Source organism: Paenibacillus sp. MDV22-iso6, from assembly GCF_058408365.1.
In genome coordinates, this window is the sequence record NZ_JBZVDZ010000014.1 from 95121 (window position 1) to 108099 (window position 12979).

Here is a 12979-nt window from a genome sequence, read left to right on the forward strand (position 1 = left end):
TGTATACCACAGTCCTATTTCTAGTATTATTTGCCTATACATTAATGCGAATGTGTATACAACTTTTTTACCAAAATATATACAAGTTGTTCGTTTACTGTATACTCTTTCGATGTTATACTCACAGTATTCAAAAAGAATTTGTGAAAATATGTCGAATTGAGGCTTAACTAGGATGATTATAGATAAAAGTGAAGACGGCAAAACGATCATCCTTATTCCATCGCTTGAGCCAGATGAGAGACTTCTAGCCTATGTACGGCAATTGCGAGAATATGGCTTGACCCATATTGTCATTGTAGACGACGGATCTGGTGAGGCGTATCAGTCGATTTTCGAAGAGCTGAGTGAGGACGGGTGTGTCTTGCTTCGGCATGCGGAAAATCTAGGAAAGGGTGCTGCACTTAAAACCGGATTTAAGTATATCGGACAGCAGTTCGATGCATCTTCGTTCGTCGTCACTGCGGATTCAGATGGGCAGCATGCAGCAGAGGATGTATACAGACTTGCGAAAGAAGCCAGGCAGCATCCTGATGCATTGGTTCTCGGGGTAAGGAACTTCAGCGAGGGAGGCATACCGCCGAAATCTTTGCTGGGCAATCGGATGACGTCCTTTATTTTTGCTTTGCTTTACGGTAAAAAGCTGTCAGATACCCAGACCGGACTGCGAGCTTTTGGCCCCGGACTACTTGCTTTCATGCAAGATGTTCGCGGTATCCGGTTTGAATATGAGCTGCAGATGCTCATCTCGTGTATTCAGTCCGGTATCCCGATTCATACCATGCCGATTCAAGTCATCTATGAGAATGGAAATGCAGGGACACATTTTAAAGCGATTCAGGACAGCGCTCGGGTGATGGGTGTGCTGTTCTCCAACTTCCTGCGGTTTATTTCCTCTTCCGTTGCGAGTTCTGTCGTTGATTTGGGAATTGCATGGTTTTTGATCGACTTTTTGCGGCCTATATTGGGTCAGCAGGATTATCTAAGAATTCTGCTCGCAACCGTGATTGCGAGAATTATTTCTATTGTCGTCAACTATGTACTGAATAGGCACTTTGTATTCCGTAAAGAGGATAGTCAGGGCAGTCTATGGCGCTATTTGACGTTGTGCGGATTCGTGATTGTGCTTTCCAGTACGGGGGTATATTTGTTCCATACGGTTTTCTTCGTGGATGAGAAAATCGCGAAATTTGTCTGTGATGCCTTGCTGTTCCTGCTCAGTTTTCAATTGCAGCGAAGATGGGTATTTGCAGCAAGGAGGAAGCAGCTGTAGTGCAAAACGAAAAAAGGCAACATATTTTCTTTGTCATCACCATGATCTTGATGTCGATTTATTTGCTATGGCGGATGTTCTTTACACTGCCATGGGGCGAAGGCGTTCTGAACGTCATCTTCGGCATGCTCTTAATTGTGGCTGAGACGGTAACCGTACTGACCACCTTTGAATTGTTTTTTCAAAAGATGCAAAAGGAACGTACGCAGCTCGACTTTCCCATCGTCCCTCCCGATTTTTATCCTCATGTGGATGTGTTCATTGCCACCCATAACGAGCCGGTTGATCTTTTGTATAAAACCGTCAATGCTTGTACGTTCATGGATTACCCTGACAAGCAGAAGGTTCACATCTATCTGTGTGACGATGGAGCACGACCTGAGGTGGAGGAGCTTGCGAAGCAGTTTGGCGTAGGATATCTGGGTTTTCCCGGCAACAAGCATGCCAAATCAGGTAACCTGAATAATGCCCTGAGCAAAAGCTCTTCTCCACTCATTGCAACCTTTGATGCAGATATGATCCCGCAACATACCTTTTTGATGAAAACAGTCCCGTATTTCCTGCTCTCCACGTTTATAGAAGAGAACGGGAGATGGCGGCTTCGCCGTGAGGATGAAATAGATAAAAAGTTCAAGCTGGGGTTGGTACAGACCCCTCAAAGCTTCTATAATCCGGATCTGTTCCAGTTTAACTTGTATGCAGAGCAAGGAATTCCGAATGAACAGGATTTCTTCTCCAGAGAAGTGAACATCCTGCGTAATGCCTCCAATGCGGTAGCCTATACCGGAAGTAATACGATCATTTCCCGGCAAGGTATGGAAGACATCGGCGGTTTTCCGCTGAATACAATCACCGAGGACTTTGAGACAAGCATCCGCTTACAGCAAGAAGGCTATATTACCTATGCGACTCAAGAGGTTCAAGCTGCCGGGCAGACGACAACAACTGTTCCGAGCATGATCAAGCAGCGAATTCGTTGGGCAAGGGGTATTATTCAGAGCCTGCAGAATACACGTGCTCCTATATCAGAGAAGCTTCCTTTCTGGACGAGGGTAACCTATTTAAGCAGTTTCTTATACTGGTGGTCCTTCTTTAACCGGTTGATTTTCATTTTGGCACCCATTTTGTTTGCACTATTCGATTTCAAGATTGTAAACACAACCTTCTGGCAAATCTTAATATTCTGGCTTCCGTCCTATTTCTTCTACAGTGTATCGATGCGTTATCTGTCGAGCAATATTCGGAATCAGCGCTGGAGTCAGGTTATTGATACGATATTTATGCCTTATCTGATATGGCCGGTTCTCCTTGAAACGCTGGGCATCCGCGAGAAAAAATTCAAGGTTACGAATAAAAGCAGAGCGAACGGTCGGAAATGGATGTCTGCTCTGTTATATGCACTTCCGCATATCTTCCTGCTTTTGCTTTCGATTGCGGCTGTGATTCGGTACGTTAACGGTAAATATGGCATCGCGCTGTTCTTCAGCAGTATCATTATTTTCTGGCTCATTCATAATATGATTGCGCTGTGTTATGCCCTGTTCTTCATGATCGGCCGTCGTGCATATCGGGAGACAGAGCGGATTCGGGCGCAGGAGGATGTCATGATCCACGATCAGGACACGAATGTGCGCTATGAGGCCAAGACAGTAGATGTATCTGAACAAGGTATTGCTTTTTATGTCCCCTATCCCATTTATCTACCTGAACAGAAGACGATCTCTCTGGTCGTAAAATCCGAGCGGTATGAGGCCAATCTTCAAGCGGTCATCGTTTATGTGAAACAGGATGGAGAAGGCTGGCGTTATTCCGCGACGGTTCAGCCGATTGATGAGACGGATAACCGTCAATACATGCAAATCATCTACGATCGTAAACACTCATTGCCAGAGAAGATGAATCGGTGGGATACGGCTTACGACGATATGCTTCGCAATGTAAAAAAACGTATTGTTCAACCTAGATCGGATCAACGAAAAATGCCGAGGCTTTCCCTTCAGCTTCCAGTTCATTTCACCAATCATGCTGGATGTACGCTGCGCAGCTTTAATTATCGTTTCTTTTCCGCTACGGGTCTTCATGGTGATATTACGGCAGGAGAGGTCGTTACTTTTTATACGAAGAGTAATATTGAAGTCATCTTGCTGCACACAGGGAAAACAACAGCGAATCGTCGCGAAGTACTTCTCTCGGTGGAGAATATTGATGATATCGTGGAGCGCGGTTTGATTGATCAATTGCTGAGTGATTTGACCCATCCACATGCCGAGCGTTTCACCAGAGAGGGTTAGGAGAGATAGATATGCTGTATTTGCTTCAATTTGTGATGGGAGTTTTATTGATATTCTCCTTTATGGGTTACATGCAGTTTGTTCGAAAGGCACTATCTATACGTTGGGAGTTCATCCCTGTATTTGTGTTTTCCTCCATAGCATGTATTGTCTTTCTTAGCGGTTTGGTTGGGCAACTTTACATTGGCAGCCTTGTCCTTCTTCTCGTCGGATTACTATTGTATGGAGGAATGGTGTTTCTCGGAATGCGCCGAGGAGCAGCCTTTCGCATTTCTTTTTCCTTATTCCAGTTTTCATTCCTGGCAGGGACGTTCATTTTCTTGCTGGTACTCTTCCAAAATCAACTAACGCACTACGATAATTTCTCCCACTGGGCGATTGTCTTGAAGCAGATGCTCAGCACTGATACTTTTCCGATACCGGATTCAAACCTAATTGATTTTAAAAATTATCCGCTAGGGACTTCGTCATTTATTTATTACGTCTGTCGATTTATGGGGCATGACCAGTCCGTGATGCTCTTGGCACAAGGTTTGCTGATCTTTTCCTGTTTTTACGCTATGTTTGGCATCGTTTCCGAGAAGAAACGTTTTCTGCTGTATGCGTTTCTCGGACTCGGGTTATCTACACTGTCTTTCTTCAATCTTACGATTCGGATTACCAACCTGCTCGTGGATTTCTTGCTTCCTATCTATGCGCTCGCCATCCTGGCGGTCGTATACCAATATCGTCATGATATCAAGCGAGCATGCATAATCATGCTCCCGCTTGCAGGTGTGCTGACAGTCATCAAAAGCACAGGCATTATTTTCGCAGCCATCGGCCTGATCTTCCTGGTGTATACATGGCTAAAACACAAACAAAAGTTCAGTTGGAAAACTGCGCTGGCTGTTATTGGCACCATCTGCGGTTCACTGATTCCATACTTCGGCTGGAGCTGGCGAATGGCAACGGTGTTTCAGGGCGTCGATAACAAATTCGATGTGGCCACTTCCGGAATTCAATCCGGCAAAACGGCGGAGCAGATGCATGAGATTCTGTGGCTGTTCTTAAAATCAAGTACGGATATTACGACACGGCCGGTCATCGGTATTGTCATTTTCGAGATTGTAGCGATTGCGGCTTCGGTATTTGCCTATGTAGTACTCAAGAAGAAGTGGAACTTGTGGAAAGCACTCATCGCACTGGATGTTGTATTGCTGCTGTATTATGCAGGCATTCTGGCGTTGTATCTCTTCTCCATGCCGATGGATGAGGCGATCGTGCTGGCAGGCTTCGAGCGTTATGCCTCGAGTATTGTGGTGCTGTTCGCCGGTGGGCTGGTGCTATGCGCTGCAATCGACCTGGAGCGTTCATTCCACTATCGGATTGGTGAAGTGCCTGATTATCAAGCCTTCAAGACGGTCGAGACGAAGGGGCATTATCAAAAAGGAATCATCGGCTGTATGGCGATTGCGGCGACCATCCTTTTATCGGAATACAACGGGATCGTCTCGATTGCCAAAACCTACGATACAACGCTCCCTTACAAAATCCATGCGGTTACCGGTGATCGCTGGTATAAAGGTGGTCAGGAGGACAACAACAGATATCTGTTCTACGCCTCGGATAGGGACCAGCAGGTCACGAATTATTACATGCAGTATGTCGGGAAGTATTTCTTGTATGCTCCGCATGTGGACGGGATTGTGTTGTTCTATGAGGATAATATGGACAACCTCCTGAGTGGATACGATTATCTGGTCGTCGTGGAGACGGATCGTAACGCAAAGTGGTTGCTGAAAAAGCACTATGGTATTGACATGAAGGAAGGTATCTACAAGATTACCCGTTCCGGAGAACAGATCATTCTTACGCTGACTTAGATCGACATTTATAGTGGGCTGTTCACGGGTCATGGATAGAATGATAAAGAGGCAGATGCGGCGTTTAGCTTGCATCTGCCTCTTTTATTTGAAGCACACGAATGTGTGTGATGAACCAAATTCAATAGCAGCACATAGCTCGTAGGTGAGTTATTCAATAAGGTTTTTCGTTGCGTGATACATGCTTTCTGCATATTTGTCGACTTCATCTCGGGACATGCGTAGGCGGGCAACAGAGGTACCGTATCCAATTTCTTTATGACCTTCTTGTAATCCTTCGAAAATTCCATCTGCAAAGGCATCCAATGGCTCTCCATGCGTATGCAGGCCTGCTCCACCCAGATCTGTACTTACTGCCGGAGGAGCAACTTCAATGACCTCTACAGACGTATCCGAAAGCTGGTGTCTCAGGCTGATTGTAAAGGAGTGAAGTGCGGCTTTGGTTGCTGAATATATCGGAGCAATGGCAAACGGTGTGAAGGCTAATCCAGAGGTAACGTTAATAATTGTGGCTTCTTCTTTGGTTGCAAGGTAAGGAGCGAACAGCATGGACAGATGAAAAGGAGCCTCAATATTCGTTATAATTTCTTTGGCAAAATAACTCCAATCGTTCTTCGCATCCGCTATCAGCATATTAAACCGTTGTTGGATACCGGCATTGTTTACTAACACATTCACTTCTGGATAGTTTACGGTTACCCAATCTAACAACGCTACACGCTCGGATTCAATATTCAGATCATTCACATACGTAATAAGGTCCGGGTGTGTTTCTTTTGCATGTTGAAGTACTGCTTCACGTCGTCCAGTAACAATGACAGTATTTCCTGCTCTTAAGAAACGTTCTGCAAATGCTAATCCGATCCCAGAGCCTCCACCGGTGATGAGTACTGTATTTCCTGAAAGTTTCATTATAGTATCTCTCCTCTTAGGTATCTTTTTGTTCGTTTCTTTCCTCTATTTGACGGGTGTAACGTGTAATTTTAAAATCAATGCCCTTTAGGGATTCCTGCATCAACGAAATTTCATCCAGCACTGCCTGCTTGTGATTTTGCATCATTTCAAGCCTTGCTTCAAGCGTACAGTTCCCTTGGATGATCCAGTCCATATATTGCTTAATCTGACTAATGGGCATATGCGTGTTTTTTAAACAAACAAGGGTTTCCAGTAAAGCCATCTGAACTTCTGAAAATAATCTCCTGCCAGCATCATCACGCTCCATCATGGGTAGAAGTCCTTTTTTCTCATAAAAACGTAACGTTGAATCTGGGATATTCAATTGGGCTGAAGCTTCGCTAATGGAAAAATACTTCATGTTGGAGACCTCCAAATAGGTGTTAACTCTGTCGACAGGAATAGCATACGACTTAAACTATGGTTTAAGTCAATAAGGTAAATAAATTTATCTTTTGGATGGGAGATACCTCACGGGTAAAGGAAAGTTGGACTCAGCTATAGCTTATAACTATAACCTGCTATAGCTCTTTCATAGAACAGTAAATCCGATCGGACATGTTATATTTAATCTTATAATTAATTTACGGGGAGATTAAACGATGAGCATTCAAACAGAACCTAAACAGCGGACCGTCACTCCATTTCGATATGATATTGTGGGCAGTTTCTTGCGCCCAAGCGCGTTGAAAGAGGCCAGAGCGAAATACCAAAACGGTGAAATTACTTCTGGGCAACTAGAGGAAGTAGAAAACGCTGAAATTGTGAAGCTCGTGCAAAAACAAAAAGAAGTTGGCCTTCAAGCTGTAACGGACGGGGAATTCCGTCGCTCTTGGTGGCATCTGGACTTCTTCTGGGGACTTGACGGTGTTGACCGGACCATCATTGATCAAGGCTATGAGTTTAACGGTGCCAAATCCAGACCCGAAACAGCACGTCTGACGGGCAAAGTAAGTTTCAGCACTCATCCGTTCGTTTCACATTATGCATTCTTAAAAGGTGTTGCTGGCGATGACGTCGTTGCGCGTCAATCCATTCCTGCTGCTGCACAGTTCCTGTTTGAATTGGACCGGGCAGAAAATAAAGAAAGTACGCAAGCCATTTACCCGAACCGGGGAGAGCTTCTTTCGGATATTGCCAAAGCGTACAAAGAGGCGATCTTGGCCTTGTATGAAGCGGGCTGCCGAAGCGTTCAAATTGACGATTGCACGTGGGGCGCATTGTGCGATCAGCAGTTCATGGCATTCATGGAGCAGATTGGCGTAAATGTAGCCGATTATGCGAACGAACTTGCGAAGTTGAACGAGGAAGTTATATCCGGTTTGCCGGAGGACCTCGTGGTAACGACACATGTATGCCGTGGGAATTACGTATCAACATATGCTGGTGTCGGTGGAGGTTATGAGCCGATTGCGCAAACGCTCTTGAACATTGATAACTACTCCGGCTACTATCTGGAGTTTGATACCGAGCGGGCAGGCGATTTCAAGCCACTTCGTTTCCTGAAAGATAACCAACAGGTCGTGCTTGGTTTGTTCTCTTCCAAATTTGGTGAGCTTGAAAGCAAGGAAGATATTCTGAAGCGTATCGAAGAAGCGAAGCAATATGTGGATCTGGACCGGATTTGCCTGAGCCCGCAATGCGGATTCGCTTCCACGGAAGAAGGCAATCATCTGACAGAAGAGCAGCAATGGCAGAAGCTTGCTTTTATCAAAGAAATTGCTGAAGAGCTCTGGAAATAGTTCATAAGCTAATAGCATATTTTTAGCCAAGATTAGCCGTACGGACAGTGATCCGTACGGCTACTTGGCATTCTAGGCCTTGCCTTAGTTTGACCAATGTTGGGTTTATGTTGTTGGGAATCATTTATTTCAAATTTTCATATTGTATAGCTAGTTAAATGAGATACAATGCTATTATAGATAAGGGCATCCAGTTGGATGCCTTTAAATATAGGAATGAAAAGGGCTACATACATACCGAGGTGTCGACATTAATTTAAAGTGGTGAGTGGATGAAAGAATTGTACAGTCAGGTGAACCGAAAAACATATTATATTTCCATGTTAACTCTCATTGCTCTTATGTTATCTGGATTAATCCTATCGACGACAGAATTAAGCGGAATTACAGTGGGGTATGTTATCCATTTTTTGTGTGTGGCCATTCTAGCGGTTTGTTTGTTGATCTACCCGAAGCATGAAACCTATGTTTTCAGAAAGATCATCATCCTGTTTGGTTTTGCTTATTTCTATACCCTGTTCTTCTTATATCCAGAGACCTGGACTACGTACATTCTCATTTGTCTGATTCCCTCACTTGCCATTTTGTTTTTTGATTTAAAATTGTTTTATTTCTCCATCATTCTGAATGGATTTTTAATTTTGATCACGTTTGGCTACATCATCCTGATCGATCAAGGTAATATATATTCGTATTTACATCATGACATCCTAGGGAACCTCATTAATATTATAGCGAGTCAGATATTATTATTTCTCATTTTCCATCTGTCCTTTAGTCGTATGAAAAAGCAACAGCTCTATCATGAACAATTACAACAATCGGAGCGTTTAAAGATGATAGCCCATTTGACGGCTGCTGTGGCGCATGAGATTAGAAATCCAGTCACCGTTGTTCGAGGTTTTTTGCAGTTATACAGAGAAGATCCTGCATTTGATGATCCAGTCAAAAACAAGTTCAAATTGATGATTGATGAGTTGAATACCGTTGAACAGATTACCTCTCAGTTTCTAACCCTTTCCAAGCCGAATAAAGATCAGAAGCCAGAAAAAGTGAATGTGAACGATGCTCTTCAGAGTGTAACAGGTCTGGTTCGTTCCTATGCGATGTTATCTGATAATCAGATGCATATCGAGGCAGAAGAGGATTGCTTCATTTTTATTAATCCCATTGAGTTTAAGCAGCTGATGATGAATTTAATTAAAAACGCATTGGAAGCATCGAATATGGGGAAACCCGTCACTGTGATTGCCAAGAGGAATCAACATTATATTGAGATCAAAATTATGGATGAAGGGAGCGGAATGTCAGAGGATGAGGTGAAGTCGCTCGGGACGCCGTTTTATTCATTAAAAAGTAATGGCACCGGACTAGGATTAATGATCTGTTTTAATATTGTAGAAAAATATGACGGGGAAATTAATTATGAAAGTATAAAAGGTGTTGGAACGACCGTTACGGTACGCTTCTTGGCTACGGATGGGGCTTTTGTGTCTTCTACATGAATAGAGGAGGAATGGGTATGTTGCAGAAGTTTGGTGTAAACGATCAAGTGCTGCATCAGAATATGTTTATGCCCCATGAAGTCCAGTACAATCTTATTCATCGTATATGCGAGTCAGAGCGTTCAACCTGTCTAAAAGCATCTAATGAAACAATGATCTTTGCCCAGACCGAAGGGCACAACGCTTGGTTGTGGATTTCCAAAGAACTTGCAGCTGAACCAAAGAACAAGCTCTTGCAAGAACTTTTAGAGTTTCTCAAGGGAAATGAGCTTCCGGGGATACCAGGAGATCAGGCGACTGTTGAACACTTTTCTGAGGTATACTCAGAGGCTAACGAGGTTCAATGTGTTCCTTATATGATGATGGAATCCTACGTTTGTTCAGAGGTAAGGAAACCAGTTCATGTAGAAGGGACACTGCACCTAGCTACAAGACAGCATTTGGAGACAGTTGCGGAATTTTTAGCTGGTTTCTCAGAAGGGGCTTATGGAGTTAAAGTTGAACCATCTAGTCAACTCTCAGCAGCAGAGTCGGCTATAGAAACAGGTAATCTGTATCTATGGCTGGTAGATGGTCACCCTGTGTCCATGGCTAATATTGCACATCGCTCTCCAAGACATGCGAGAATTAATGCAGTATATACACCATCTGCCTTTCGTAAGAAAGGATATGCAAGTGCAGTTGTAGCAGAATTATGTTCTATCCTCATATCAGAGGGTTTAGATCCGATGCTATATGCTGATTTGAAGAACCCTGATGCGAATAAGGTTTATCAAAACATAGGTTTTGTTAAAAGTGGTCAAGTGGCTGATATTAAATTCAAATAGGAGAAAAGTGGTCTAGAGCATGGCATCACTGAGAATCAATTGTAGGTATGTATAACATTCTTATCTTGATTCTCAGTGGCATGCTTATCACTCATGTTGGAGAATCTTCTCCATTATCCATTGGATTTCGGGATTGCCAAGGTTCGCATAAATGCTTCTATATTGTCTGTAAGAAAAGCGTTATTTTCTAATCCAGTATGGGCGATCATGTTCTTGATATCTTGGGCAAACTCAGACAAGCTGGAAGTAGAGGCTTTTTCGAATCTGTTCTCCCCAGCGATATTCCCCGTAGATTTGGCTACGTCCTCTTTGTATTCCTTCAACCAGTCCTGATTAGTCGATACATTTTTGGCGAAGCTTTGAAGAATGCTGTTCTAGTCTTTTCCGTTCACAATTGCATCCTGGAGCTTATCCAGCGTTTTGGGTTCAAATTTCTTCATCATGGACAAAGTTGTAGAAAGGAAGTACCATCGTAAAATATGTACTTTTCTGGAAATTTTATATATACATATCACACATAATCTAAGATGCTTAAAGGAGACTGAAATGCCTACTCAATTCGTAAAAAATATGATTGTATTTTGTTTGGTTCTCATATTATTACCGGCAACAACCATGTCGGCTGCACCTGTTATTAAAGATGTGGCTCTGGCAAAAGTTATTCGGGCAACATTGAAGATATCATCTAAAAAAGAAGTCAAGACGAGCGATCTGAAGAAATTAAAATCGTTATATGCCGAGGATACCAAAAACAAGATTTCCAATTTGCAAGGACTTGAACATGCCGTTAACCTGGTGGATCTAATTATGCCCGGTCATAAAATAAAAAATATTACATCGCTCAGCAAGTTGAAAAAACTAGAGTTCTTAGTTCTTGAAGGGAATCAGATCTCAGATCTATCCCCACTCTCCGGGTTAAGTAATCTAGAAAGTCTCTTGATTAGTGGTAATCAAATTAAAAATCTAACACCATTGAAAAATTTACATAAGTTGACCAGTTTGCTTGCCAGCGGCAATCAGGTAGCAGACCTAAGTCCTCTTCAGAAAATAAATCTAGAGTGGATTATTATGGGTGGAAATAAAATTCAAGATTTAAGTCCGTTAAAGAACCATCCGACGTTGGAGTATCTTTATGTGGAGGATAACCTCATTCAAGATATTGCAGTGCTCGACACCATACCCCATTTAATAGAGGTATCGTTGGCCGGCAATCCGTTGAATGAACAGGCGGAGCAGGTTATAAAAAAACTGGAGAAGAAAGGTGTCATTGTAAGTTTGGAATATGACGATGAAGCTGAAACGAAGTAGATTCGGTTTCTACTCGGTGGGAGTAAGTTAATTACTTATATATAAAAAAGGGCCGTTGAATAATTCAACGGCCCTTTTTTCATGCTTAGTCCCAATACTATTCCAACTCAATCTCTTTTACTGTCTCGCCCTCAACCAGCACTGGCTGGTAATAGGTGTTGGTGGGCAGATCCTTTTTGCCTTGCAGCTTTTTGATGACCCAATCCGCTGCGTCACGGCCCATTTGTTCTTGGGGATGAGTTAATGTCGTGAGTTTGATGTTTGCGTTCTTGGCGATATAAGAATTGTCCTGGCCGATAATGGATAACTCGTCAGGAATGGAAATCCCCAGCTTTCTACATGCATGTACGACTTCTAGCCCCACCTCATCGTTGTAACAGACAAGGGATGTCAGCGCATCTCTGTTTTCCTCCAGGAACACCTCCAAATTGGTGGAGAGGTCTGGCTTCGATGCCGTATCGAACGAAAGCACTTGCTCGGGATGAAACCGTAACTTGGCTTCGCCCAGCGCTTTGATATATCCCTTCATCCGATACTTCCCTTGTAAATCATCCATTTTCGCGATAATGCCGATCTGGCTATGTCCCTTGGCGATCAGTTCCCGGGTAGCTAGGTAGCTGGACTGCACGTCATCCAGACAGAAGAAAGGCACCTCCAGCTCTTCATAAAAGGCATTGATCATTGTAAACGGTACATCCTGCTCTTTAAAGGAAAGGTAGTACGCTATGTTGGGGTTGTACAAGTTGCTCTTGGTCGGTTCGACGATCAGGCCATCCACACCGTAGGACAGCATCATCTCGAGCGCCTTTTTCTCTTGTTCAACATCGTTATTGGTGCTGGCTAACAGCAACGAATAATTGTCCTCATTCAATCGGCCTTCAATACCGCGGATAATGGAGGGGAAGATGTAATCGGAGATATACGTCGTGATGACGCCGATTGTTTTTTTCATCGTGTTCCCGCCGGTTCTGGATCGATACAGATTGCTTACATAGGTGCCGGAACCTTTCTCACTTCTCAAAAAGCCCTCGTTCGATAGCTCCAAAATGGCCTTGCGCACCGTCTGGCGGCTCACGTTGTAGCTGTCCTGCAGTGCGGATTCGGTAGGGATTTGTTCGCCTACGCTATAGGTTCCCGATAGGATATTGCTTTTGATATCGTCAATGATGACCTGATACTTTGGCTTCACACAGTCCACTTCTTTCATCGTTACT

The 12979-nt window shown here is 43.5% G+C and carries 11 protein-coding genes; 7 read left to right on the forward strand and 4 right to left on the reverse strand.

The window, feature by feature from the left end; all coding sequences use genetic code 11:
* Positions 1–175 precede the first annotated feature (175 nt).
* Genes AC4PM4_RS28545 through AC4PM4_RS28555 form a run of 3 tightly spaced genes read left to right on the forward strand, consistent with a single transcriptional unit; the run spans position 176 to position 5429 of the window.
* Positions 176–1273, forward strand: a complete 1098-nt coding sequence (locus AC4PM4_RS28545) for a glycosyltransferase (RefSeq protein ID WP_491615119.1) — start codon at positions 176–178, stop codon at positions 1271–1273.
* Complete coding sequence (locus AC4PM4_RS28550; RefSeq protein ID WP_491615121.1) at positions 1273–3564, forward strand: glycosyltransferase family 2 protein; 2292 nt, start codon at positions 1273–1275, stop codon at positions 3562–3564. Before AC4PM4_RS28545 ends, AC4PM4_RS28550 begins: the two co-directional genes overlap by 1 nt.
* An 11-nt stretch (positions 3565–3575) precedes the next feature.
* The gene (locus AC4PM4_RS28555) at positions 3576–5429 is read left to right on the forward strand and encodes a hypothetical protein (RefSeq protein ID WP_491615123.1); all 1854 of its coding nucleotides are present in this window, start codon (positions 3576–3578) and stop codon (positions 5427–5429) included.
* Positions 5430–5579: 150 nt separating this feature from the next.
* On the opposite strand, the gene AC4PM4_RS28560 is transcribed toward AC4PM4_RS28555, so the two are convergent.
* Both AC4PM4_RS28560 and AC4PM4_RS28565 read right to left on the reverse strand, forming a co-directional pair.
* A complete protein-coding gene (locus AC4PM4_RS28560; protein ID WP_491615124.1) occupies positions 5580–6341 on the reverse strand; it encodes an SDR family oxidoreductase in 762 nt (253 codons plus the stop codon).
* A 16-nt stretch (positions 6342–6357) separates the two neighbouring features.
* Positions 6358–6744 carry a MerR family transcriptional regulator gene (locus tag AC4PM4_RS28565; protein WP_072733908.1) on the reverse strand — a complete coding sequence of 129 codons (387 nt, stop codon included), beginning with the start codon at positions 6742–6744 and terminating at the stop codon, positions 6358–6360.
* A 241-nt stretch (positions 6745–6985) separates the two neighbouring features.
* Between AC4PM4_RS28565 and AC4PM4_RS28570 the strand changes: the two genes are divergently transcribed.
* The 3 genes from AC4PM4_RS28570 (at position 6986) to AC4PM4_RS28580 (ending at position 10457) form a co-directional block, all read left to right on the forward strand.
* On the forward strand, positions 6986–8125 hold the full coding sequence (locus AC4PM4_RS28570) for a 5-methyltetrahydropteroyltriglutamate--homocysteine S-methyltransferase (RefSeq protein WP_090809370.1): 1140 nt from the start codon (positions 6986–6988) through the stop codon (positions 8123–8125).
* A 293-nt stretch (positions 8126–8418) separates the two neighbouring features.
* Positions 8419–9630, forward strand: a complete 1212-nt coding sequence (locus AC4PM4_RS28575) for an ATP-binding protein (RefSeq protein WP_491615125.1) — start codon at positions 8419–8421, stop codon at positions 9628–9630.
* A 17-nt stretch (positions 9631–9647) separates the two neighbouring features.
* Positions 9648–10457, forward strand: a complete 810-nt coding sequence (locus tag AC4PM4_RS28580; protein WP_491615126.1) for a GNAT family N-acetyltransferase — start codon at positions 9648–9650, stop codon at positions 10455–10457.
* A gap of 113 nt (positions 10458–10570) precedes the next feature.
* Here AC4PM4_RS28580 and AC4PM4_RS28585 read toward each other — a convergent pair whose 3' ends face one another.
* Positions 10571–10780: a hypothetical protein gene (locus AC4PM4_RS28585; protein ID WP_491615127.1), complete on the reverse strand. Its 210-nt coding sequence runs from the start codon at positions 10778–10780 to the stop codon at positions 10571–10573.
* A gap of 223 nt (positions 10781–11003) precedes the next feature.
* Between AC4PM4_RS28585 and AC4PM4_RS28590 the strand changes: the two genes are divergently transcribed.
* A complete protein-coding gene (locus tag AC4PM4_RS28590; protein ID WP_491615128.1) occupies positions 11004–11765 on the forward strand; it encodes a leucine-rich repeat domain-containing protein in 762 nt (253 codons plus the stop codon).
* Positions 11766–11862: 97 nt separating this feature from the next.
* Here the strand turns inward: AC4PM4_RS28590 and AC4PM4_RS28595 are convergent, their stop codons facing one another.
* Positions 11863–12954 carry a GntR family transcriptional regulator gene (locus AC4PM4_RS28595; protein WP_274570444.1) on the reverse strand — a complete coding sequence of 364 codons (1092 nt, stop codon included), beginning with the start codon at positions 12952–12954 and terminating at the stop codon, positions 11863–11865.
* Positions 12955–12979 lie beyond the last annotated feature (25 nt).